The following is a 24,545-nucleotide window of genomic DNA, read 5'->3' on the forward strand; positions in this document are numbered from 1 at the left end:
CCTCCCTCCGCGGCGACTCTGTCGCCTTCACGGCAACACACCGATTGAGAGGGAAGAGACCATGACCGTTATCCGTTCCACCACCCCCGCCCAGTTCCTTACCCTGGTACCGCGCCTGCTCGGCTACACCCCCACCCGCTCCCTCGTCGTCATCCCCTTCACCGGAACACGCAGCACCGGAGCCATGCGTGTCGACCTGCCCGCACACCCGGACCAGCACCGGCACGCCGCACACGTGCTCGCCGGACTCCTCTGCCGCATCCCCGACGCCGACGGACTCGTCGCCGTCATCTACGACACCCGCTCCAGCGACGAGCACTCAGCTTTGATGGGCGAGATCGAGCGACAGGCTCACGCATGCGGGCTCACCGTCCTCGACCGGCTATCCGTGACGGACGACGGGTACGGGCGGGTGGGGGAGACCCGTCAGCCCCTCACCGACCTCACCCCTGTAACCGTTGCCGGGAAGACACCGAACGAGGCGGATCAGCACTCCGCCAGCGGCCTGCCCGCCCCGGAACCGGACCTCCTCGCCGCCGCGCTCCGTGTCGACATCGCTCCCGTCTTCCACGACCGGGACGCGTTCACCGCCATGGTGGAACGGGTCGCCACCGGCGACGACCTCGACGCATACCTCTTCGCGTTCGTCATGACGGCATGCGAGCGACCCTCGCACCGTGACATCCTCCTCGTCGGCATTCTGGGCGGACCGGACCAGACTCACCGGGCGTGGGACGCGCAAGCCGCATGGGAGAACGGCGCGGACTATCCCGCCGACATCGCCCGCGTCATGTGGGGCGAAGGACCCCGACCCCGCGTCGCCCGACTCTGCAACCTCGACCAGACCCTCCGACGCGTCGCCGCCACTGCCGACCGGACGCTCCCCGGAGCGCTAGCAACACTGGGCTGGGTGGCATGGGCACTCGGCCACTCCACCGCAGCAGCAGACTTCACCGCCGCCAGCCTCACCGCCCAGCCCGGCCACGGGTTGGCTGAGATCGTCGACACATTCGTGAACGCAGGGCACCTACCGGACTGGGCGTTCATCAAGAACTAAGACGTGATGGGGCTCGGCCGCAGTCGAGCCCCAACTACCCGGGCGGCAAGCGGACGCCCGCAAGCGGGCGGCTCCACCTTGTAGTTCGGGCCGTGCGTTCGCTCGGACCTGGCGTTCCCTGGCAGCACCGCGCAGACGAGCGGGCGAAGGTCAGAGACAAACGGAAGCAGAATCATGGTCAGCAGCCGCCGCAGCTTGACGCTAGGGGGATTCAGAACGCGCAGAAAGCGGCGGCGGCAGCCGGGCGACACAAGGCGACCAAGGGATCCCGCGACTAGGGAACTTGCGAGCGCGATCAGGACCCTCTCGTTTGGGGTGCAACAGATCGCTATGGCGCTCACGGATGAGAATCGCGAGGGCGATCTGTCGATTCAGCGCTCAAGATAGCGGGACTTCGGTACTCGGCCCGAGCCTTTGCCCGCCCATTTCGGATCAGGGAATGGGATGCGATGCTTGCGGCATGGCGGCGGCTGAAGATCGGGCAGAACAGATCGAGGTTCTCCTCGCGGAGATGGAAGCCCGGCTGACCGATCTTCGGGTGCGTGCTGAGAATTTGTCGTCGCGCGCTGGCGTATTGGTTGCGTCTGCGTCCATCACGACATCGCTTCTTGACGTGTCCGCTTCACGCCAAGTAGTCATGGGAGCCGCGGTCTTCGGTCTGCTGGCGGCAGCGCTCGGCGTCTACGCTCTCTTCCCCGGACGGTCTCAGTATGCGAACCTGCTGGACCTCCGGACTGACATCCTGAAGTCGAGCAAAGCCTCCGCGACTCTTCTGGTGGCCGACGACAAGATCCGCTTCTACCTAGCTGCTGGCAAGCGCTTGCAAGCGCGGGGCTGGGCCGTGCGGTTGGGTTTCCTCTGTTTGGCACTATCCGTCGGCACCGCGGTACTTGGATTCATTGGAGGGGGGTGAGCATATTGGGTAAAGACGATGAGATCGAAGCTTCGGACGTTCCACCATTCCGCCCTCCCGCGACTAGCCAGTCAGAGTTCAGCGAGAACGAGAGCGATGACAAGAAGTTCAAACTGGACTAGGCGCAAAGGCTTAGCGCAAGGTTGGCTTTCCTCGCGTGCCGCACGCGTGGCGTGCGGCACGCGAGGAAGCATCGAGACCTAGGCGAGATCTCTATCTCGTCGATGAAATGGTCGCGAAGGCCACAATCTCGCAGTGCCGGTAGACGTAGCCCTGCCCGCCCGCGTTGTGGGGCACGGTCCACCAGGAGTCAGACGCTCGGATCGATCGCCGAGCAACTAATTGGCCACGTCGTGCCCGAACTGGTCCGTAGGGCGCTGACGAGCTTGATATCGCCTGGACTGTACGACAACCCGTACGGCGGATACGGCGGCGGAGAGAACTGCGCACTCAGCACCTTCGGGATAGCGGTGCGCGATGGCACCGTCGCCGCATGTCACCAGCGCACAGACGATTGACAGTAAGAACATTGAGCGAGCTCTCACGCCGGCCTCAATCGCTACCATTCAGCCCGACCTCAGGCGAAAGGAAATGCCGCCGCCCTCGCCCGCGGAGAATCAAGGCCAGAATCGCGCCGCATCTCTTATGACGACGTCCATCTCAGGCTGAAAACCGGCGTGAATCGCGATGATTCTCTGCGGGGAGGCGCCGTCGGTCTCGTAAAGCACCCACCTCACGCGCGTACCGGGGCGAGGCGGCTCCGCGCCAAACCAGTACTTCGGTTCGATCTCGTACACAATGACAGCGTTCCATCTCCACGGGTGAGGAAACCGTCGGTGATTGCCTGCTGCAGGACTAAGCCCGAGGTCCGTCAAAGTGGCCCCGACCCGAATGTTGCCCAAGGTGGACACAGACGGAAGGTATGCGGAAGCGCCGACCACAACTAGGTCTTCCGCCACGAGCAGCTCGAGTCCGGGAAAGACAACGCTCCTCAGCAGGCTTCCGATGAACACAGGCTCAGCGACGCGGGGTTGTGGCCAAGGCGCCTCTCCGAGTGCCTCGAACGCTACCGACGGCGCGGGCTGCGTGACCCAGCGATCTCCCCACAAGGCATACGTCGCATCGCTATCAGACCATCCGTAGGCAGTGAGATATGGAATCGCGCCCGGCATATTGACCCTCCCCGCATCGACCAGCAGACCACCGAACAAGGCGATGCCGCAAGAGACCCAAGTCAGAGGGTCGCCCGCTCGGGAAACGAATCGCGATGCCCCCTAACCCGCGGGCCTTCGATCGTTCTTCAAAACTGCAATGCACGCAGGCACCAATGTGAAATGCTGTAGCGATTCCGCAAGAGTAGGCGTAGCGTGTGGACATGCGGGGTGGGCTGGAGCGGTGGAAGCGGGGGACCGAGTCCCGCGGGCTGCGCCAGGCTGTCGCTTACGCGATGGATGGCGTGTGTGACGCTCACCTGCAGCAGACGCCCACCGGTGTGACCGCCGCGGACGAATACTCCGCCGTCGCGGGCACTTCCGTTGAGCGATTTATCGTCGAGGACGGGTCGGTCACGTCGGACAGGCTCTCGGCTGACGCGTTGCGGGTGTGGTTGGCGGGGCATGACCCGGTCACGGGGGAGGAGCGGGGGCGACCGCACCTGCGGGCGGAGTCGGACCTCCTGCTGGACGCGACGCTGAACCACCCGAAGTCGTACAGCATCGCCGCCCTGCTGCACCCGGAGCTCGCGATCGCGTTCGAGGCGTTGCAGGACCGCATCCGGGACCGCACCCTCGTGCTGTGGCAACAGGAGCTGAATGCCCGCCGCGGGCACGGTGGTTTCATCCGTGAGGACATCGCCCGGCTGGAGGTGGTGGAGTTGCAGCACCGTCGCTCCCGCGCTCTCGACCCGCACATTCACCGCCACCTGTGGCTGAACGTGAAAGTCCGGGGTCTGGACGGTCAGTGGACGAACGTCGACTCCCGGGTGGCAATGAAGTTCCACACCCTCGTCAACGCCGAGGGCGAGCTCGCTGCCCGCACGGACCCGGAGTGGGTCGCTGCCCTTGCCCGCCACGGGTACACGATCGGTCCGGACGGGGAGATCGCGGAGCTTGCGGCGGTGGTGGCTCCGTTGTCACGGCGGTCGGCGCAGATCGAAGCCAACCGTGCCCGACTCATCGCTGACTGGCGCAACGCGCACGGCAGCACCGCGCCCAGCGTGACGGTGCTGCAGCAGATTGACCGACGCGCATGGGCTCTTGCCCGCCCGAACAAGCCACCCCTATTGGATGAAGCATCGTGGGAGCACGCGGTCCGGGACGAGCTCCGCACCGTCCACCCGACCGTCGACCGGGCTCGCCCCGCGGCAGCTATCAACTCCTGTCCTGTCGAGGAGCTGGATATTGAGTTGTTAGCGGCGTCTGCAGTGGTCGACGCGGATGACCGGTCGCGGTCCTCGAGCGGACGGTTCAGCTACTACGACGTCCGTGCCGGTGCCCTGCGCGCTCTGTCCCGCGCGGGGGCGATCTCCGACCGGGCCGCGCTCGACCCGCTCGTTCACGACATCGTGTCCCGCGCCTTTGCTTTGATCGTGCGGCTCACCGATGAGCAGGATGTGCCGGGACATGTGAAGCAGTACATAGCCAGCGAAACCATGCGCACCAAAGTCCGCCTTGCCCACACCCTCGACGGGATCGCTGCCCCTGGCCTTTCGGCACGCCCCGACCAGCTCCTGGCCGCCGACTCTCCCCACGGACGCGGGGAGCTGGACACGTCGCAGGTCGACGCGGCCTGCGCGATCGCAGGCAAAGCCGGTCTTGTCACAGTGACCGGTCCTGCTGGTGCCGGCAAGACCACAATGCTCCGCATCGCCCACGTCGCGTTGCGCGCGCAACGACGGAGGATGCTCGTTGTCGCGCCCACCAGGAAAGCCGCGTCCGTCGCCGCACGCGAGATCGGCGCGCCCGCGTCGAGCATTCATGCGCTCCTCCACGACCACGGATTCCGGTGGGGCCACGACACGGCAGGCGCCGAGGTATGGACGCGGCTGACGCCCGGCGACATCGACCCAGCCACCGCCTCCCGCTACGGCGGCCCGGTCCATCACCGGCTGCGGGCGAGGGACCGGATCGTGGTAGACGAGGCCGGAATGATGGACCTGCACACCGCCCTCGCCCTCGCCACGCTCGCCCTTGCAACCCGCACTACGGTCGCGCTCGTCGGCGACCCGCACCAAGCGACCCCCGTCGGACACACGGGAGCCATGGCCATGGCGATTCGAGCGACCTCGACCGCGATCGAACTTGACACGGTCCACCGGTTCCGGGACCCCACCTACGCCGCCCTCACCCTCCAACTCCGCAACCCCCGCGACCACGACCACGCCCGACAGATCGCCCAGACACTGCTCGGACGCGGGCACGTCACCCGCGTCGACAGCACCGACGACGCACGCGCCGCCATGGTCGACGGATACTTCCACGCCCGCTCCCACGGACACAGCGTCGCAGTGGTGTGCGGGACGAACAGCGAAGCCGACACCCTCAACACCCTCATACAACAACGACGCACTACCGCCGGAGAACTGGACCCGCGGACGCTGGCGTGGGGTCGCGGCGAGCAACGGCTCATGGAGGGGGACACTGTCCAGACCCGGCGCAACGACCGGGCGTCCGGGGTGGAGAACCGGGCGACCTGGATCATCCACCGCATCCACCCCGACCGCATCGACCTCATCTCACCCACCGACGCCGGCGAACACCGGTGGATCACCCACGACTACGCGAGCAACCACCTCCACCTTGCCTACGCATCCACCGTCCACGGCATCCAAGGCGACACCACCCACACCTCCATCGTCGGACCCGACGTCACCGCGGCCGGCCTTTACGTCGGGCTCACCCGCGGACGCCACCACAACACCGCGGTCGTCATCGCCCACACCAACACAGCCGCCACCGACACCCTCGCCGCCACCATGACACGCGGCACCACGGAGACATCGATCGATCAGTCGACCAACGCAGTAGACGCCGAACTCAGACGCGCCGCGCGAGGTCGAACTGATCCGACCGTCATGAATGAGACAAGGGGCATAGCGCGCTCGGTAAGCCGGTGAGTGTGGATAAAAAAGCGCCCCGTCATCGGACATACGTCCGGGCGGGATGAACGGGCACTGATTGCCCTGCCCAACTGAGCCCCGCTCCAGCCGAGGAGAACGAATCTTCACAACGCGCGGGACTTTCCCTGAGCAGCGTCCAGGTTACCTCCTCACTTGGAACATCAGCGGGCCCCGTGCCTCCCGCATGGTGAGCGGTTAGGGGTAGGCTGTGCGACCGAATTTGTCTTGCCGGTGGACCCGTTTGCGTGCAGCCATCGTCTGAGGGATGGCTGCCGATTGGCGCGGAACACGGCGTAAGCGATTCTGAATAGGGCGATTCAGTCGCATGTTTTAGAACCGTTCCGGCAATCTCCAGTCGGCTGTGGCAGGTGGACGGCCTGCATAGTTGCCAGAGGCGCGCCGCCAAGCGATGTCGGATGCCGCTCGTAGCATGTTCAGCGGGAGGTCAGCATGCTGAGGTCAGATTTCGACAGTCACGCATTGTGGGGTGTGCTCGACAGGATCGACGATCAACTCACCGCAATCGCCCAGGAGCACCAGCCTCCGGAGTTACCCTTCGTGGAGCGCATTAGGGCGCAGATGACGTATGTGCGTAGCTTCGACGTCGTGGCATCAACACGCGCTGCCTTCTTTCATCCCCAGATGCTCTCGCCAGTTCAAGCGGTCTGGGAATCCGTTGAGAGCTCGTTGTCCACCCGGGTCGGCAATGGCATCGACTACACGAACTATCTTCAGCAGGCTGCGGATCAAGCGGAGACGGGCCTACTCCAGATGGCCGCGTGGCCACGCCCGTACGGCAAGGGCGGTGAAATCAAACAAATGAATACTTTGTTCGAACAGCTCCTTGAGGCGCAGCGAGTCAGCATCGACGCCCTCGGCGTAGAGCATGAGAAGTTGCGAGACGAAATCGTTTCGTACGACGGGCAAGTGGAGTCGAAGCGCGACGAGGTAAGCGCGGAATTGCTGGAGGCTCAAGCCAAGCTCGCGACCCTGGAGGCGACCATAGAAGGCCAGAAGGTTGAGCTTTCCGCCGCGGTCGCGGAAGCGGAGGCGTCCGTCGAAGCTTTGAGCGAGAAGAATTCCAGGGCATACAAGGAGTGGCGCGCCGCACGCGAAGCGGAGTTCAATGAGGACTTCCAGCCGTTGAGAGATGGGGCAGCAGAGCGCCTTGCGGCCGCGAACGCTGAATACGACGAGCTGATTGGTGCCAAGGAGAAGTACACCAAGCTCGTTAGCGCAATCGCTGCAGACGAGGTTGCGTCCCAATTCGAGACGGAAGCGGACTGGGGTCGACGCGTAGGAAACCGCTTCTATCTCCTCGGCTTTGCCCTTTTGCTCATTGCGACAGTGCCGCTCATATGGCTGATCTTCGAAGGCAGTAGTGTCGGCGACGGCGCCGTGAATTGGACCGCAATCATCACACGCGTGGCTATAGGAATCCTCGCCGGATCCGCCGCAACGGTCGCCATCAGACTTGGGAGTCGACTGATCAACAATGCAAATGCGATCAAGCGGATGGAGCTAGAGCTACGTGCGATCGGCCCCTTCCTGGCCAACGTGTCCGAGAAGCCCAAGGTAGATGACGCCTTCATCGAGCTCGTCGGCAAAGCCTTCGGCAATACCTACGCGGAAACAACGTCCACTGGCGGCAGGGAGTCAACGGACGACAAAGCTTCAGCCACGACGCTGGCCCAGCTCCTGGAGCTCATCGATAGGGCGCGGAAGACCCTGCCCCCGGGTTAAAGCACAACTTGAATGGGTTCTGCTGACGGGCAGTGCCGGTAGGCGGATTGGCTATCCTGCGCCGGGGATGCTCAGGCAACCATCTGGCGCAGGGTGCGAAGGCCGGCTGCGTTGAGTGATTCCGCCATGACGTTCGCATCGGCGCGGGTGAGGCGCAAGCCGGCGACGTCGCTCGAGAAATTGGCGCATTCTGTCCAGGTCGCTTGCCTGAGCGGCGAATTTCATCTATCCGATCGCCGCTGGTAGGGCGCTGCTGGTATTCGGCGAGCGCGTCGTCCGCGTTGATTTAGGGAACCGAAGGGATTGAGCTGTCCGGTCGAAGCGATAGCACTTCACCGGGCTGGGTCGTCCGAGTGTGGTTCAGTACCGCGGTCGTCAGCGCATCCGCGATTCATAACCGATCCTCGATGGCGTACAGAGAGTCCCCGGGCGTAACCGGGGGATTCGAGGACGTCGGTGGCGCAGTCGATACCGCTCCGCGCGGGCTCTAGGTGCTGCACTGCAAACTATGGCGGTCGCCGCGATCATGATCAGGCCTACACCCGTCAGGACGCCAGTGGCTTGATTGGTCCTAATCGGCGGCTGCCGATCGCTGTCGTGCACAACATGCCGCGCGCAAGGAGATTCCATACGGGTGCTTCAGGGCGCTCCGTCAGGGTGATATCAGTCGGGAGTGGACTGCGGACAGCAAGGCGGGGCGAGAGTACAGTGACTCTCGCCCCGCCTCTTGCTTGTTCAGATCAGCGGGTCATCCCGGTGCCGGCGTACGAGGCCGGTGCAGCTGCCGGGCCCGGAGCGTGTGCTGCGGGCCCGTCAGCTTTTGGGGTGCGCGCCCGTTCGACTCCTTGGTACTTCAAGGAGGCGCCGACGTTGTTGGCGACGACGTCGCGGGTCTCCCTGGTCTGCCCGGTTTCCTTGTCGGTGTAAGTGCCGAAGCGGAGGTCGCCGGCGATGAGGACGGTGTCTCCTTTCTTGAGGGAGTCGGCGACGTGGCGGGCTTGCTGGTTGAAGACCACTACGCGGTGGAAGACGGCGCCTCCGTCTTCCCAGGTGTTGGTGGTTTCGTTGAGACGGCGGTCGTTGACGGCGACGGAGAAGCGGGCCCATTCGGTGCCGGTGTCGCTGCCGCCGTATTCGGGGTCGCCGGTGAGGTTTCCCTCGATGGTGACCGGGATGCGGGTGGTCATGTTGTGTTCCTTTCGTTGGTGGACACCGGGGTGTCCGGGTGGGCGTGGGCCTGGGCGGTCCACGCGGTCCAGTCGTCTGTGTCGGTGGTGAGGGTGCGGGGGCGGGGTGTGGTGTGTCCGCGGGTGCAGCCGCCGGCGTAGGCGCGGGTGAGGCGGGGGTGGGCGAGGCTGAGGCGTTCTTGCCAGCCGATGGGTCCGAGGCCGCTGTCTGTGGTGTGGAATGAGACGTCGTGCGCGATGTGGAGGGCGGAGAGCTCTTCGACGAGCGCGGGGTGCTTGTACCAGCAGTCTGGAATCGTCGAGATGGGGACGTCGTAGCGGTTGACGAACCAGGCCACCCACGCGTGCAGTCGTTCCCACTCGATCGGTGATTCTTGGTCCGTGAGGGTGCGCCAGTTGAAGGTGTGGGCGCCGATGGGGTCCGACGGTCCGTCGCGGTCCTCGGGGTTGTGGCCGAGCATCTGGTGGGACATCGCCTCGTCGGAGTCCGGCGGTTGAGGTGGCGGTTCCATCCGGCTCATGACGCCTCCTCGGTGTTTCGGAGGACGGGGGTAAGCCGCTCGAGCGCGAGGCGAGTGGCTTCCCGCCTGGTGCGGCCGCGGGACAGGACGGGGTCACGGTCGATGAGACGATGCAGGAGGTCGTGGCAGTACGGGTGTAGCGGGATGAGATCGTCGTGGGCTTCGCGGGCGATCCACCGGTCTTGTTTGAGGATGAGCCCGCCGTAGTCGAGGTGGTGCAGCTCCAGCTGCTGCTTCCCCGCTGCCCGTCCGCAGCCGACGCACACGAGCTCGCGCCCGTGCCCTGTCTCTTCGGCGAACCAGCGGTCGCGGCGGGCGAACCAGACACGGGAGCGAAGGAACTCTGCGCGGTACAGGCTCAGGAGGTTGCGTCGTCGGTTGCTCATCCCTCGGTCACCCCTTCGATGGTCTCGGCGGGCTGCGGGGTGGGGGTGGTGTCGCGGCGATGGGTGGCGAAGACATCGTGCTGTTCCTGCTCGAGGTCGTGTTTGCCGGTGCGGATGGTTCGGGCGTCGCGGCGTTCGTCCCATCCGGCGAGGTCGAGGAGTACGCCGCGGCGGTTGCGGTAAGCGAGGAGTCCGGTGGTTTGCGGCATGCGGCGGATCTCGTCGACGGACATGAGCGGGAGGCGCTCGTGGCGTTCGCTGGTGTTGTGGCCGGTCTCGCGGGTGGACCAGGACTTCTGGGTGCGCTGGGTTTCGCGAGTGCCGAGGAGGGCCTCGATGTCGCGGAGGTGGTCGACGTGGCTGGCACCGCCGAGGAGAACTTTGGCGGTCGCGGCGGCCCAGATGGTGTCCGCTTCCGCGCGGGACCAGGACGTCTCAGCTTGGGAGAGGGCTTGGAGGACGACGAAGGTGCAGATGCCGCGGCCACCGCCGTCGGCCATGATGCGGGGCAGGTTCCCCCACCGGAACATGTTGGCGATCTCGTCCAGGATCAGCCCAAGCGGGAGGGTGAGGCGAGAGCCGGGGGTGGCGAGGGCTTTCGTGCGTGCGACTTCGACGACGTCGTCGAGGAGTGCGCCGAGAAACCCGCCCATGGCGGACGCGCCGGAGGACGACCCGACCAAGTACAGGGTGTTGGGGCCTTGAAGGAAAGTGTCGGGGTCGAAGAGGGGGTCGCCGGGGCGGGGCATAAGGCTGTCCCGGATCTGCGGGACGGCGAGGGGTGCGACGGCGCCTTGGACGCCGAACCAGATGGAGGAGACAAGTTTGTCGTCGCCAGCGACGGTGGCTTCGAGGGAGTCACCCCACCCGGGTGCCCCATCGGCGCGGAGGATGGCGACGGCTTCGCGGGCTTGGGCGGGACTGGTGCCCCAGTCGTAGAGGTCGGCGATGGTCTTGTTCCCGACGGCGGCGGCGTGCAGGAGCCGGCCGAGGACGATACCTGAGGCTTGTGCCCATTCGCCGTTGGTGGTTGAGGTGCCGAGGGCGGTGCCGGTGATGATGGCGGTGCCGCGTTGCATGGCGACGAGGGGGTCGGTGCAGCCGGCGATGGGGCTGATGCGGGCGGGGTGGCGGATCCCGGAGAGGCCTTGGGGGTCGAAGACGTGCACGTCTCCGCGGGTTTGCCTTACCCGCATGGTGGCGGTGAGGTTGTCGTTCGTGGTGGAGGTGGTGACGAGGGGGCCTGACCAGTCGACGATGGCGGAGATGAGGACTCGGTAGCCCTTGCCGGAGCGGGGTGGACCTTCGAGGGCGACGGAGTCTTCGATGGAGACGTAGACGTCGTGTCCGCGGGACGCGCCGACCCGCCAGCCGACATCGGTCGCGGCGGGATGGGTCAAGTCGGGACGCAGCTGCCGAGCCCGTCGGAGCACGGCCTTTGCGGAGAGGTGTTCGCGGATCTCGGATGCGGGCGCGAATCCGGGCCGGGTGCGGAGGTCGGCGATGAAGGACCGGTCTGACTGCCGGTAGGTCTGCACAGCCCGGATCACGAGGACCAGCAGCGCGATGACGGCGAGGAGGGCGATCGCGTCGGCGACGCGGATCTGCCAGACCGGCAGCTCGCACCCTTCCGCTGTCGTGTAGGCGGCCGGGTTACCGGTGACGGCGAGGACGAGGCCGGAGAAGAGGCTGGTCGCGCTCGGGCGGGTGCCGCAGATCAGCGTGGTGACGGCTTCGGCGAGGAACGTCGCGGCAAGCCCGAGCACAAGCACGCCGGCGATCGCGGCGGCGAGGATCTTCTCGAGCATCCCAGTACGCATGTCCGGTGCCCTCAGAGCGAGTCGGCGGCTTGGGCGGCGGCAGTGACCCAGGCGTCTCTGGTGCGGGGGCCGAGGTGGTCGAAGCGGAGCGGCCCGGACTTGAGCGCCGGGTCAAACGGAATGATCTCGACGGCGCGGACGTGTCCTTCGAACCCGTCCGCGATGCGGCGCAGTGTGGCGGTGGGGGTGGGTTCGGCTTGAGTGAGGATGACGACGGCGTTGGCGGCGAGAGCGGCGGAGTGTTCGTCGCGGTTGCGGAGCGCGTCGAGGAGGAGGGCGGCGGTTTCGGCGGAGTCGGTGGTGGGGAGGGTGGGGATGACGAGCTGCCAGGCGGAGTCCACCATCCGCAGCCACCGGTCGGCGGATTCGTCGTTGCCGGAGTCGAAGATCACGAGCCGGTAGTAGTGGGCGGCGACGCGCATCAGCTGGTCGAACTGGTCGGTGCTGATGCGTTGGGTGGCGGCGAGGAGTTCGGGGTTGGAGCGGAGCACGTCGTACCGGTCTCCGGTTTGATGGTGCACGTACCGGGCGATGTCGGAGACGGTCGCGTCCGGTCCCAAGAGGCTCGTGGTTTGGGGGAGGAGGTCGCGGACGGTGGTGTCGTAGGTGCCGGTTTCGGTGCGCCATCCGAGGGTGCCGCGGGTGTCGTTGTTGTCCCACGCCAGCACAGTCCCGCCCCCGTAACGGGCGTACACGGCGGCGAGCATCGCGGTGGTCATCGTCTTGCCGACCCCGCCTTTGCCGTTGGCGACGGCGATGGTCCGGCATCCCGCCCACTGTCGTGACACCGCCTGCTCCCGGGCCGCGCGCTTCTCCGCTCGTTCGGCTGCCTTTCTTGACGGCAGGAAGAAGCGCCACCTTGACGTCGATGGCGCAGTGTCGTGAACAGTGTCGCCAGTGAGGAAAGTGGCGCGTTCCGTGACAGCGCTGTCCGAGGCGGTGGCGGCCGGTTCAGTTGAGTCGCTCTCGGAGGGCTGCTCGCTCTTGGGCTCTGGTTCTGAGGTGGGTGTGGGGCGGCGGCGGGTGAGTGGGGCTGCCTCGTTGGTGGTGAGGGGGGTGAGGTGGCCGGTGGGGTCGATGAGGAGGCGGTGGTCGCCGCGGTCTCCGGAGGTGTGCAGTTCGATGGGGGTGCCGGCGCGTTGGGCAAGGTCGGTGGCTCGGCGGACGATGGCTTGGCGGATGTCTTCGCCGGTGGTGGGTGTGAGGGGTTCGGTGTGTCCGTCGGGGGCGGTGAGGGTGGCGGTGCTGCCGGTGACGGTGGCGTAGATGCGGGGGTGCAGGACGATGCTCATGACAGCTCGCTTTCCGGGGTGAGCCACCCCTCCACGCCGGTGTCGTCCGGGGTGGGCCAGTATTCGTCGAGGTCGGTGATATTCAGGACGGTGTCGTCGTGGTCGCCGGGGTGGACGGCGTGGTCGGTGTCGAAGAGTTGTCGTTCCCAGTCGGTGGAGGTGGCGAAGCAGTCCACGAGGTAGGCGTATTGGCCGACGTAGCCGATGAAAACGCCTTTGCTGAGCTGACGGGCCATGTCGACGTGGGTGGCGGGCATGTTCAGTCGCTGTCGGAGGGAGGCTTGTTCTTGGTGGTTGACACGGAAGATGAACTTGTTCTCGATGTCTCCGACGATCGAGTAGGCGAGGGACCGTTCGAGGGAGTCGGCGTCGCCGACCGCGTCCAGGTCGCCCATTTTGTGGAGGAGGACGATGTTGCTGATGCCGTAGTGGCGGGACAGTTTCAGCCACTGCTGGTACATCTGCAGTGACGCCAGTGAGGTCATGTCGCGCCAGCCTTCTTCGCGGATCACGTAGCGGGTGCGGTGTGCGCCGCGGTCTGAGACGACGGCTTGGATCCAGGAGGTGGTGCACACCTGGGTGAGTTGGGCGACGAGTTCCCCGCGGGCGAAGAGCTCGGACGTGTCGACGACGACGAGGGGAGCGTCGGCGTCGAATTTGACGGTGGATTCGTCTTCGAACAGGCCGGAGAGGTCGCCGTCCACGAACCGGCGCAGCACGAACCGGGGTTGGACGGCGGCTTCGGCGAGCCGGTCATCGTCGGCGCGGGAGCTGATGGCGCCGAGTTGTTCGTAGACGCCGCGGAGGGTGGGGTGGTCGTCGGTGGCGGTGATGCACTGTTGCAGCGCCTGGTGGATGGCGGCGTGCTCCACGGCGTTGAGCCGGACCCCGCCGAGTGCCATTTCCACGAGGGAGAGGAGGGTGGCGATGCGGCGTTGCTTGACCATCTGCTCGTGCTGCTCGTCGGACGCGTCCGAGCGGCGCGGGCCGCGGTCCAGAGGGTTGAGACGGGCGGACAGGCCACCGCCGAGGCGGATGACCTTCCCACCGGGGATGGCATGAGCGACGACCACCCATTCGCCTTTCGCGTCGGAGGGGACGACGGCTTGGTGCCCGAAGGCGAGGGAGCGGGTGACGAGCGTTTTGATGGTGGCGGATTTCCCGGATCGGTACGCGCCGAGGACGAGGACGTTGGTGGAGAACGTGCCCCGGTCGGTGGAGTCGACGTACGCCTCCCAGGGGGAGAAGTGCCAGAGCGCGTCCGCGTTCAGGTCGACCCCGACGATGGGTCCGCGGTGGCCGAGGCCCGCGTCGGCGACGAACGGGTAGATCCCGGCGATGTGCTGGGACGTCGCTTGGTGAGCGGGGATGGACGCGTTCGCGAGGTTCCAGTACCCGCCTGTGATGAGGCCGGGCCCGAACGGCCCGGCGATGGCGGGCTCGGGAAGGGCCCGGTCTTTCCTGCTCGTGCGGACGGGTCGGTCCGCGCGGGCAGCGTCCGCGGTGGTGCGGTGGAGGGCGCGACGTTCGGCGCGGGTGAGGTTGCCGGGTTCGAAGGTGAGGGCGCGGCGGGTCATTTCATCCCCAGCCCGAGGGGGAGCGCGTTGACCATGAGCGCTTCGGCTTGCTGGCAGTACAGGATCTGCGCTTCCATACCTGCCCGTGACAGCGCGTTGCGGGATCCGGCGATGGCCTGGTCGAGGGCTTCCTCGTCGGGGGCGGTGATGGTGAGGTACGCGCCGTACCGAAACTCACCGTGCCCAGCGACGATCTCCTGCTCCTGCTTTTCCAGCGCGTCCCAGTCCGCGAGGTCCGCAGCGGACCCGTCCGCGCCCCGCTTGGCACGGAGCTTCTCATTGCCGCGCCACACCTTCTTCTCATCGCGGATGCGGCGGAGTGCTTTGGAGACGGGGACGGGGGTGAGGACGAGGGAGAAGATGTGGGTGACGGCGTCACCGCTGTGGGGGTGGCGGGCGAACACCAGCGGGGCGACGAACCCGACCGGGGCGTCGGAGCGCGGCCACTCATGGATCCACATGGTCGTGTGGACGCCGGAGTCGGTGATGACGATGCCGTTGCGTCCGCGTGGTTCTTCGAGGTACATAGGTCCGATGGCGACCGGGTCCACCCCGGCGGTGGTGTCGTCCCGGTTTTGGATGGTGCCGGCGAAGGCAGGGTCGAACGCGGTGCGGCCCAGGGCAGCGATATCGCGGGAGGCGAGCCACTTCCGGACGGTGATGTGCGCGGCGTGGAGCGCGTCGGAGAGGTTGCCGGCTTCGATGCGGGCCAGCGCGGTGATGGCGTCTTTTCCTCCGCCGAGGGATTTGAGCTGGGCGCCGAGGGCGACGAGGTCGAGGGTGAAGGTGAGGTAGTTGCGGTGCGCGACCGCGAACCGCTCGGATCCGTCCATGACCTGCTCGTAGTTGGCCGCGACCGGGGAAGTGGTGTCGAGGTGGCGGCGGTGGGCGACGGTGTCGTAGTGGTCGCGGGCGGCTCGAATGGTGGTGGGCAGGGTGCGCTCCTGCAGCGTGACTCGTTTGATGCCCGGCCGCTGAGTGAAAGACGCCAGAACCTGCGCCCACTGCTGGGAGAGGTCGTACCGCTCGGGAGTGTCCTGCATGAGGAAGCCCTGCACCTCGAGCTCCGCCGTGACGGACACGGTGCGGTCGTGCGGGTTGTAGACCGGCCCGACCCCGTCGACGTCCCACAGCTGCACGGACGCGCGCACACCGGGGAGGTTCAGCGTCCCCGCGAGCCGGGCCTGCTCGGGCCGGTATGCCTGGATGGTGGCGCCTGCCGCATGCCGGGCTTGCTTCATCAGCCACATCCCCGCCATCCGCGGCGCGGACACCCCGTGGAGGGTGGTGAGGGCGGTGATGCCGAGGAGGAGGTATAGAGGGGCTCCCCACAGCAGTCCCAGTGGGCCGAACCGGTTGACGAAGATCAGCAGGATTGCGGCGGCTGCGGCGATGAAACCGAGCTGCCATCCGTCCATTCCCATCACCACGCCCTGCCGTGACCGGCGAGGCAGGCGAACGGGTCGTGCGTAGTCCGGCATCGAGCTCATGAGGATGTCCTTTCAGCCGCGACCGGCCGATTTGATGAAGACGGTGGCGGAGCAGACGTGGTCGCCGAGGTGGCAGCGGGGGGCGTAGCCGTGTTGGTCGCAGTGCCGGCAGAGCTGCGAGTCGACGTGCGACCTGCTGCGGGGGTGGCCGGCGTGGGCGGTCGCTGGCCCGGGCGGGCGTGGGATGCGGTGGACGGGCCGGTCGCTCGCGAGCCAGAGCCGCGCTGTCCCGCGGGAGCGCGTGAGGAGCCGGAGCGGCTGGTCGGCATGCCGGAGGGGGTCCCGCCCAGGCGGGAGGGGACGCGCAGAGCGGAGCGACCCGCCGCTTGCGCGGCGCGTGCGCCGCCGGAGCCCAAACGTGAACCGAGCCCATCGGCGGCGGCGGCGCCGACAAAGCTGAACAGCCCGAAGATCGCGAAAGGTGCGAACGCGATCAGCGCGAGCCCGATGAGCAGCGGCCAGGACTGCGGGTTCCAGATCGTCTTCACCGAGGCCAGCCCGTTGATGATGAGCGTCATGAACCCGACGGTGAGCGGCCCGGTCAGCAAGAGAACAACGACTGCGGACACGTACCGCACCACCCACTGGGGACCGACGGATCGGACGGGAAACATCATCCAGGCGATGGGGCCGACAGCGATCAGCGCGGCGAGGGCGATGTTGCGGAATGCGAAGACCACCATGAGGAGGACGAGTGCGATCATGAGCAGCCCGTGGATGAGGAAAGCGAAGAAGTAGTTTGCCTGACCGCCGGCCCACATCACGCCCTGCAGGGTCACGAACATCCCGATGGCGTCGTCACGAGTCAGGACGTACCACGTCAGCTTGTCCACGGAGTTGAGGAGGTTCCCGGTCACCCAGAGGGTCAGGGGCACGGCGGGGACGGCGATGAAGGACCGAACGAGCGCGCCCACGAGCTCGCTTCTGTCTCCGGAGACGATCGCGGCCGCGATCGCCCACACCATCGCCCCGAACAGAACGACCAGGATCGCCCACTGCCAGAACGACCACTCCGTCGTCGCGGCAGTCCACAGAACGGACCCCGTGTCGAAGCTCGCGTTATCCGAGACCACGAACATCATCGCTGTCGCCGAAATCGCGAGCCCGCGGCCAGCGTTCTCGAACGTCACACACACGACGTCTCCGATGCTGCACCCGTAGCCGACCGTCGCCAGCGTGCCGCCTGAAGCCTGCAGGGCTTGACCATGAGCCTTGTAGGTCGTGCAGACGGTGGTGTTGGCGCCATTCACGAGAACCCAGAGATAACAGTCTTGCGCAACGACATCTGCGGGGCTGTCCGGGGTGCAGATGATCTGAGCGCCTGACTGCTGACAGTCGACGGGGTAGGCGGGAGCCGACCACGGTTGGCCGCTGACAGGTAAGGCGGCGGGTCGTGTACCGGTCTCGGCTGGTCCGCCGCCGCTGGCCTGCGCGGGTGTCAAGGTGAGCAGTGCGAGCAGCACCCCGGTGGTGATGCCGAGCAGCGATGCTCGGGCGGTACGCCTCAGAAGCCGAAGTCGAAGTTGATGAACCATTGGAAAAGTCCGCTGGCGGCGCCGAGCACGGCGGCGGCGATGAAGATCCAGAGGATGTTCTCTCCGGCCCAGGTGCGGGTGCGGTCGGAGGCGAGCCCACGGAAGGCGAGGGCAGCGCCGGCGAGGATGAGCATGATCAGGACGACCAGCATCGCGGCGGCCAGGATGTAGGACGCGATGACTTGCAGTCCTTGAAAGAAGGGTGCGCTGAAGTCGGGCTGGATGTCGGGAACGTTCACGTCCGTCCAGGCGATATCGGTTAAGGTCACGGTGGGTCTCCTTAGTTACTTGAGGGGGAGGCCGCGTGCGGCCATGAAAGGTTCAGCGTCGATCGGGGTGTCATAGATGCGGATCTCGAAGTGGAGGTGGCAGCCGAAGGAGTTGCCGGTGTTTCCTTCCGCGCCGAGCGGGGTGCCGGCGGTGATGACTTGCCCTTCACCGACGCGAAGGGATCCCCATTGCATGTGCCCGTAGATGGTGATGAGGCCATCGCCGTGGTCAAGGAGGACAGCGTTGCCGTACCCCTGGTAGGCGCTGGCGATGACGACCGTTCCGGGGCCGGCGGCGTAGATGGTGGCGCCGCATTCCTGGGCCATGTCATAGCCCTCGTGATCGCTCGAGCAGTAGCTGCAGCCGTCGATCGGGTGCCAGCCGAAGCCGCGTCCTTTTGAGTAGTCCCCCGCGAGTGGGTAGGCCCACGTCCCGACTACAGCTGGCCCGCCTCCGATCGGGGCAGCCGCGCTGGCCGGGGGAACACCCTGACCGGCGAGCGCGAGAGGGATGGTGGCGAGGGGTGCGACAACGAGAAGTAGCCCTAGGGCGGACAGCGCAACGACGGCGGCGATGACCCGCTGTCCGGTCTTGGATCGGGCAGCGGCGGCACCGGCGATGGCGGCGGGAGTGGGCACGTCACGGCTCGATGGGCTCGGCGAAGTAGCGCACCACGCGGCAGTCGCCTGGCGACTGGGACGTGTCCGGCACGGGAACGGAACCAGGACCGCACAGGACCTGCACACTCACCCGCGTCGACTCCTCATACGTCGTTTCCGTCCCTGTGTTGTCTTGCCGGGTGTAGGTCAGGAGGACGTCAGCTGTCCCGATAGACATGTCACCCGAGGCGTCTTCAGGGACCGTCGACCAGCTGATATCTGTCGTCACCGTCGCGGCTACCCGTCCTCGCTCGTTCGCCAGCGAAGTCCACTGTTGATCGGGTAGCACGACAGCTTGCCGAAGCTCGAGTTGCGCAGCCGCTAGACGCTTTTGGCGATCGGCTTCTGAGGTGTAGCGGGTGTCGGGTGTGAACCAGGTGTCGAGGTAGTCCAGCCACTCGGCTCGGGAAGATTTCTGGGTGTCGAAGGTCGCTGCCGCTTCCAATGCCGCCTGGACATAGACCGCACGGCCGGCAGTGATCGGCTCCGGCACCCATCCGCGGCTGCGGACAGACTCGTCAACCACGCGAGAGCCTGTTGACGGCGTGGTGCTCGGCCCAAAGCTGGGAGTGACGTCGGGTCCGGTCGGCGACGCCGCAGGCGAGGCCGTCGGGGCGGGTGCGGCTGAGATTGCTCCGACAACGATCGCGACGACTCCGGCAACGAGGACGAGCGCACCGATGACCGCCCAGGTGAGCGCGCGACGCTGCGGCTGCTTCATGGCCATCATTGGCCCTCCTGATCCTTCAGGACGGCTCCACCGGGCGTTCGTCTCAGCGCACCCGACGGTCGCCGTGCACGAAGCATAGGCTTCGCCCACCGACCAGCGGAATGGTTCCTCGAGATGCTGTGGATAAGCCGGTCCCGTCGTGTGCAGGAACGTCGAGGGTAGTTCGCAACTCCTGACCCCGTATCGGTCTCGTAACCACGAGCGATGATGCGGACGCGGGGCCGAGGGAGGTCCGTGCAGCGTGTCCAGTGGTCTTCAAGACCGCTCCGATGCTGGCGCATGACCACACGTTATATCCGTATGGTTTGAAAGTAAACACCTAAGTCGCCTAGATGGCGTGACGCATCCAGCGGTACCAGGCACACTAGGCACGTGCCGAAATACGTTCAGCCTGCCGGCTCCGACGACGCCCACGAGCCCATCGCCCTGCTCGGCAACCTCGTCAAGACCTCGATCCTGCGGTACCTGCGGGCAAACCCGGGAAGCCTTATCGGACCGATTTGCACAACGCTCGAACTCGGCACCAGCACGGTCGTCCCACACCTCAACGAGCTCGTCCGCGCCGGGTTGGTTCTCGCCGACCCTCCCATGACCGAAGGTGAAACACGCCGCGGCGTGTGGGTGCGCTATACCGTCAATAATGAGGTCGTCACCGAGCTATACCTTCGACTCGGGCTTGCGCTCGGGGAGTTCTGAACTCACGCTGACGGCAGCGCCAGAAGGTCATCGGTCACGAACGGGACGCATCGTTCGGGGACCCAATGGGGGAGTGGTCTACCGACACGCGATCGACGCCACGGACATCGGACCGGACCTACGGCACGCTAACGGTGCGCGGTCGCGCCGTTCGTCAGCTTCTGGAGTTAAGTCTGCCGACCGGCGCTCCTGCCTCGAACTTCGATGAGGACCGGACCGTACGAGTCCCTTTAGTGGATCCCTTTCCGGGCAGGATAGGCGGCGGGCGGCGGCGGCTATAGAGAGATACTTCTTGGATGGTACGGGCGCGAGGGGGTCGTCACATGGGCGGGAAGCGATGGCTACCAGTAATTATTGGAGCGCCAGTGTTGGCGCTCTGTGCCGGTATCGCGTTGTTCGCTTGGAGCCAGTCCTCAGCGATGGCGGACCACTTTGTAGATGAGGGGCCGGGAGATCAGTTTGTCTACCCCGTGGTTTATACGCCAAGGTACGACTCGACGTCCGCCCCCGAACAATCTCAGATCGTGCTCAGCGAGGGCGGCGACGCCACTCTCACCAACGTCCTAGTAGGAACAGTTTCGAAGGACAACAATCGACGATGGTGTCTTGACACACTGCAGCTCTTCTCTGGCTCCGCCTCGTGGTACGCGAATCAGACGGAGGTACACATCGAGAGCGAGATGGGTGTCACTGTACTGATTTCTGAGGTCGAACGGATGGCCATCGACTGGGACTTCGCTCATCAGCTTTCCTGCAATGGAGCCGATAACGTCTACGCATCCCTGTCCGAATACAAGTAGGAACTTGTTGCAAGTGAGCTGGTAGCGTCGACCACTCTAAGCGTCCAGTTCATGCTTCTGAGAGGCCGATGATCAATGCTGGCTTCGATCGTTGACCGCTTTGGCATCGTCATCGGGGTCACGGTGCTTGTTGGGGTGCCGCTGGGCATCACCGTGGCCATCATCTTGGCCCGCCGCCGTGTCGCCGCAGGTTGGCCACGCGTGTGGGCACAACGGTCTGCCCTGGCGGAGGTAGGTATGGTCGTCGGGACCGTTCCGTGGGTGTGGATGATTATGACTCCCACCGGCGGGGCGGGCGGCGTCCGTCTCGTCCCCTTCCGAGACCTGGCAAATGTCATCGCCGGCGGGGACGCGATCGTCCAGCTCATAGGAAATCTTCTCGTCTTCTCGGCAATCGGATTTCTACTACCGATCCGATTTCGACTGGGCTCCACCTGGACAGTGGTGCCGGAAGTAGTGATCCTGGCTGCGATCCTCTCCGCCACCCTCGAAGTCCTCCAGCTCGTATTGAGTCTCGGACGTGTTACCTCGCTGGACGACGTGTTAATCAACACGTTCGGCGCCGCGATCGCGTCGCTCATATCTCTTCCCTGGTGGCGCGCGCGAATCGAGCGGTTCCCGGAAGCCAATCCCACGAACGACCGGTCCGCATAGGGATCGTTCACCGGTCCACTGAGTGCCATGTTCAACTCGCGGTCCGCGCCTGGTCGAAGCCCGAGTTCGCTCCTGGCGGGTTGCTGCCGGGCGGGCGAAGATGGGCTCATGGCTACGGGTTTCGGCTTCTTCGGTGGTGTTCCTTCGCTGCCGGAGGGGCGCTCGGCTGATTGGATCGCAGTCCACGGAACTCACAACTAGCGCTGGCATGTCGCGGGCGACGACTCGCTCGAGCTGACGAACGAGAGCATCAAGGCCCTCGTGGACTCCGGCGACGAAGTACTCGCCGGCTCCCTTCTGAGCCTATAGACGCTGACCCGGGATCAGGTCGCCCTGATCGGTGACCAGTACCCGCAGCTCGATGCGATCGCGCAGCTGCACGACCACGCTCCAGCGGCACTGAAGCTGCGTGCTGAGCTGTGGAAGTTGCTGGGGTTCTCCCTTCTCGCCTTCTTAGACGAGGTGGACGCGACCGCCGCGGAGCGAACAGCGCTCTTTGAGGCGCGCGACGGAATCATCGGTCCGAACTCAACGATGCTCTCAGAGGTGTGGGGAGAGATCCGCGGCGAAGAAAGCTAGGCGTCGTCGCGTATGGGGATCCTCTTCCGGACGATTGGGCGCGCGTGCGCTGGCGGTTGTCGGGTATACAAGGCTCATGAGCGGAGACGACGGGTCGGCGCGGCCAGACCGGCAGCCACAGGACATATTCGTGAACGTGGGCGCCGATGGAACCCCGGACCTGTCGGAGTTTGATCAGACGGTGTCTGACTACGCGGACGCTTATGCAGAGGCGTTGGCAAGTGAAGACTTCCGAGCCCGGACGGCGGCGTCTTGGGGACTTGTCGCCCGCGGCAAAGAGTCTTTGTCCTGGGTTCGCGCCGGGTTGACGAGCTCGAACATGGATTGGGTGGAGGATGCCGGTGGCGTGCTCAGCTGGATAGGGGCCACTCGAGCTGATCTTCGTGTCCTTCGCCCCCTTCTCCGCTCATTGCCCGATGGTGAGGCGCGTGATGTGGTGGCGATGGTCATCGACGTGATCCAGGGCCCCGAGCCGGGGGTGCAGCCCCCACCGCCATCGCAACTTCTCTTGGATGGCGAGTTCGACAGATTTACCGAGGCCATCTGGTACGTCAACGCGCCCTTCGACGTTGTCGCTCAGGAAATGACCGCATGGCTGACCGACCTCGGAAACCGCACCTTCACCCCAATCCACCTTGATCTGCCCAACGCTCTTGACCAGCTCGAGCCGTGGAGGCCGTCAGGAGGAAAGCAGCTGCTCGTTCAAACCGACTCGAACTGGACAGCAATCTTCAGCCAGAGCGGTGACGGGCTGGAGTCGTATGAGTATGTGGGAGGACGGCTCGGCGTCAGCCGCGTCAGAACGGCCTATTCACCGCACATCGTCCGAGACCGCGCCATCATTAACTACGGGGGCTGCGCCTTCTGGTACAGGGCCGGCGATGGCACTCCTCGCAGCCTGCAGGCGTCCTACCAATCCCGGTGGGACTGGGACGCTTACGGAGAGCCCCTCGCGTTCGAAGACCAAGATCTCTACACGGCCAAGAAGGTCGCTGATCGCTTCACTCTGTCCACCCTCAACGGGTATTGCCTAGCGCTCGGCATCAGACGCAACGACCCGTCCTTCTACCTTCCGAACGCGCTCCTCATCGAAGAGCACTACCCGGCGACTCCCGGCTTGATAGGGCTGACCAAGAGTCAATGGCTAAGCGAGTATCGGTGACAGCAGCTCCGCGAGTCGGTCTGCACTCCCCCTCCCGCACTGTATCCCTGCGATCAGACGCGCTCGAAGCGCCCGTTAGACGATCCGCCGGCGGTCACCAGATGGCGCACGCAGCTGGAACATCACCGGGGACCGCACCGCCAAAGATCTGCTCTGTCGCATCTGCTCCTGACCGCGCTGGCGAGCGTAGGCACCGCCCTGTCGTCGCGAGAGTGATGAGGGTCAAAGCTGTACTTAAAAACGAGACGTGCTCCTCTTCATAGCTCCATGCCGCCTCGACGGCCAACGTCTAACCGTCCGCTGTGTCTGCCACCTCTACTCGATGCCGTTTTAGGTACACGATCGACGGCGCATACATTCCGACGAGCAGCAAAGTTACGGCGACTGGGCCGATCTTCCAACCGGAGAAATCGGTGAGCAGCGAAGCCGTGTTGATAGTCACTGCGACGACCCACAACGCAGTCAAAGTGATCGCGAACGACGTCGATCCCGTCACTACCCACCATGGGAGCCTCTGTGATTTACCGTCGACAGTCACGTCGCCGCGGTACGGCGAGGGTTTCGTAAGCCAACTGAGGAACCTGTCCATGCACCCGGCAACGCCCATATTTTTCCCCGGTAGCACCCAGATAGCCACCACAGTGAGGCGTTGGATCGTCGTCCCTCATCTCTAGCCATACGGGACGTGCCGACCACGCTGTTCCTCCGCCGCTCACTGGGTTAGAAGACACCGCGCGACGTTGCGGGCAGGGTCATCGGGTAGGCGCTGCCGTGCCCGTATGAGGATCCTTTAGCGGGCGTGGGTACGTGCGTGAAAGTATTCGGAAATGACTATCCACGTCGACCTCGCCGAGGAGATCGAGAAGACATTAAGCAGGCTTGAGAACCATGTGCGAGCGGCCGCTGGCGACTACGCGGTCCTTCATCGACAGCATCTGCCGTCGACCGCCATCGATGTCGTGCGCGTCGTGCCCAAGAATCCCCGAGCCCGACGGATCGAGATCATCGGTGAGCAGTTCCTCGTCATCCAGATCGGAGAACACGGCGGTCGCTGGGAACTGGGATACGAGACCACCGACGTCGAGTTTGCCGAGCAGCTCATCGACGCGGCAATCGCCGGCAGAGTCACTGAGACCTTCGGAGTGGGGTTCAGCCGAGTGGTGGTTGTCCTGTCCGATGGCTCGTCAGACAGCGACACGGCTATAGGAGTTCTTGTGTCGCCGATCGCTTGGAACACCACTCGTCGCCGCATTCGCGGACCCCGTGTCCGCTACGAGCCGTACGACACACCACAGCGTTCGACAGACTGCGAACCCGAAACATCTGCCCGATGATGGGTCCTTTAGCGGGCGGCGGT

The 24,545-nt window shown here is 65.4% G+C and carries 20 protein-coding genes; 9 read left to right on the forward strand and 11 right to left on the reverse strand.

From position 1 onward, the window contains the following. Window positions 1–61 precede the first annotated feature (61 nt). The 4 genes from ABC304_RS07640 to ABC304_RS07655 all read left to right on the forward strand — a co-directional run bounded on the left by ABC304_RS07640 (window position 62) and on the right by ABC304_RS07655 (window position 7,830). Window positions 62–1,057: a DUF4192 family protein gene (locus ABC304_RS07640; protein ID WP_412929962.1), complete on the forward strand. Its 996-nt coding sequence runs from the start codon at window positions 62–64 to the stop codon at window positions 1,055–1,057. Between the two features lie 460 nt (window positions 1,058–1,517). Continuing rightward, window positions 1,518–1,970 carry a hypothetical protein gene (locus tag ABC304_RS07645; protein WP_412929964.1) on the forward strand — a complete coding sequence of 151 codons (453 nt, stop codon included), beginning with the start codon at window positions 1,518–1,520 and terminating at the stop codon, window positions 1,968–1,970. 1,375 nt (window positions 1,971–3,345) lie between these two features. Further along, window positions 3,346–6,084 carry an AAA family ATPase gene (locus ABC304_RS07650; RefSeq protein WP_412929966.1) on the forward strand — a complete coding sequence of 913 codons (2,739 nt, stop codon included), beginning with the start codon at window positions 3,346–3,348 and terminating at the stop codon, window positions 6,082–6,084. A 453-nt stretch (window positions 6,085–6,537) separates the two neighbouring features. Next, complete coding sequence (locus ABC304_RS07655; RefSeq protein WP_412929968.1) at window positions 6,538–7,830, forward strand: hypothetical protein; 1,293 nt, start codon at window positions 6,538–6,540, stop codon at window positions 7,828–7,830. Between the two features lie 740 nt (window positions 7,831–8,570). On the opposite strand, the gene ABC304_RS07660 is transcribed toward ABC304_RS07655, so the two are convergent. The 11 genes from ABC304_RS07660 to ABC304_RS07710 form a co-directional block, all read right to left on the reverse strand. Beyond that, window positions 8,571–9,017, reverse strand: coding sequence for a single-stranded DNA-binding protein (locus ABC304_RS07660; protein WP_412929970.1), 447 nt, complete (start codon window positions 9,015–9,017; stop codon window positions 8,571–8,573). Then, window positions 9,014–9,538, reverse strand: a complete 525-nt coding sequence (locus ABC304_RS07665) for a hypothetical protein (protein ID WP_412929972.1) — start codon at window positions 9,536–9,538, stop codon at window positions 9,014–9,016. Before ABC304_RS07665 ends, ABC304_RS07660 begins: the two co-directional genes overlap by 4 nt. Next, on the reverse strand, window positions 9,535–9,924 hold the full coding sequence (locus ABC304_RS07670) for a hypothetical protein (RefSeq protein ID WP_412929973.1): 390 nt from the start codon (window positions 9,922–9,924) through the stop codon (window positions 9,535–9,537). The genes ABC304_RS07665 and ABC304_RS07670 overlap by 4 nt, the downstream gene beginning before the upstream one ends. After that, window positions 9,921–11,732: a type IV secretory system conjugative DNA transfer family protein gene (locus ABC304_RS07675; protein ID WP_412929974.1), complete on the reverse strand. Its 1,812-nt coding sequence runs from the start codon at window positions 11,730–11,732 to the stop codon at window positions 9,921–9,923. Before ABC304_RS07675 ends, ABC304_RS07670 begins: the two co-directional genes overlap by 4 nt. 23 nt (window positions 11,733–11,755) lie before the next feature. Beyond that, window positions 11,756–13,036, reverse strand: coding sequence for a MinD/ParA family ATP-binding protein (locus ABC304_RS07680; RefSeq protein WP_412929976.1), 1,281 nt, complete (start codon window positions 13,034–13,036; stop codon window positions 11,756–11,758). Further along, window positions 13,033–14,613 carry a hypothetical protein gene (locus tag ABC304_RS07685; protein ID WP_412929978.1) on the reverse strand — a complete coding sequence of 527 codons (1,581 nt, stop codon included), beginning with the start codon at window positions 14,611–14,613 and terminating at the stop codon, window positions 13,033–13,035. The genes ABC304_RS07680 and ABC304_RS07685 overlap by 4 nt, the downstream gene beginning before the upstream one ends. Further along, on the reverse strand, window positions 14,610–16,103 hold the full coding sequence (locus ABC304_RS07690) for an SCO6880 family protein (RefSeq protein WP_412929980.1): 1,494 nt from the start codon (window positions 16,101–16,103) through the stop codon (window positions 14,610–14,612). Before ABC304_RS07690 ends, ABC304_RS07685 begins: the two co-directional genes overlap by 4 nt. Continuing rightward, window positions 16,100–17,353, reverse strand: a complete 1,254-nt coding sequence (locus ABC304_RS07695; RefSeq protein ID WP_412929982.1) for a hypothetical protein — start codon at window positions 17,351–17,353, stop codon at window positions 16,100–16,102. Before ABC304_RS07695 ends, ABC304_RS07690 begins: the two co-directional genes overlap by 4 nt. 254 nt (window positions 17,354–17,607) lie before the next feature. Continuing rightward, the gene (locus tag ABC304_RS07700) at window positions 17,608–17,907 is read right to left on the reverse strand and encodes a hypothetical protein (RefSeq protein WP_412929984.1); all 300 of its coding nucleotides are present in this window, start codon (window positions 17,905–17,907) and stop codon (window positions 17,608–17,610) included. 15 nt (window positions 17,908–17,922) lie between these two features. Continuing rightward, a complete protein-coding gene (locus ABC304_RS07705; protein WP_412929986.1) occupies window positions 17,923–18,546 on the reverse strand; it encodes a M23 family metallopeptidase in 624 nt (207 codons plus the stop codon). A 1-nt stretch (window position 18,547) separates the two neighbouring features. Continuing rightward, window positions 18,548–19,297, reverse strand: a complete 750-nt coding sequence (locus tag ABC304_RS07710) for a hypothetical protein (RefSeq protein WP_412929988.1) — start codon at window positions 19,295–19,297, stop codon at window positions 18,548–18,550. A gap of 372 nt (window positions 19,298–19,669) precedes the next feature. Between ABC304_RS07710 and ABC304_RS07715 the strand changes: the two genes are divergently transcribed. The 5 genes from ABC304_RS07715 to ABC304_RS07735 all read left to right on the forward strand — a co-directional run bounded on the left by ABC304_RS07715 (window position 19,670) and on the right by ABC304_RS07735 (window position 24,522). Next, the gene (locus ABC304_RS07715) at window positions 19,670–19,993 is read left to right on the forward strand and encodes a hypothetical protein (RefSeq protein WP_412929990.1); all 324 of its coding nucleotides are present in this window, start codon (window positions 19,670–19,672) and stop codon (window positions 19,991–19,993) included. Window positions 19,994–20,316: 323 nt separating this feature from the next. Further along, a complete protein-coding gene (locus ABC304_RS07720) occupies window positions 20,317–20,793 on the forward strand; it encodes a hypothetical protein (protein WP_412929992.1) in 477 nt (158 codons plus the stop codon). A gap of 75 nt (window positions 20,794–20,868) precedes the next feature. Next, a complete protein-coding gene (locus tag ABC304_RS07725; protein WP_412929994.1) occupies window positions 20,869–21,447 on the forward strand; it encodes a VanZ family protein in 579 nt (192 codons plus the stop codon). A gap of 655 nt (window positions 21,448–22,102) precedes the next feature. After that, on the forward strand, window positions 22,103–23,188 hold the full coding sequence (locus ABC304_RS07730; RefSeq protein WP_412929996.1) for a hypothetical protein: 1,086 nt from the start codon (window positions 22,103–22,105) through the stop codon (window positions 23,186–23,188). 827 nt (window positions 23,189–24,015) lie between these two features. Next, window positions 24,016–24,522, forward strand: coding sequence for a hypothetical protein (locus ABC304_RS07735; RefSeq protein ID WP_412929999.1), 507 nt, complete (start codon window positions 24,016–24,018; stop codon window positions 24,520–24,522). Window positions 24,523–24,545: the final 23 nt, after the last annotated feature.

This window comes from Microbacterium jepli (assembly GCF_047237905.1).
Classification (GTDB): Bacteria; Actinomycetota; Actinomycetes; order Actinomycetales; family Microbacteriaceae; genus Microbacterium.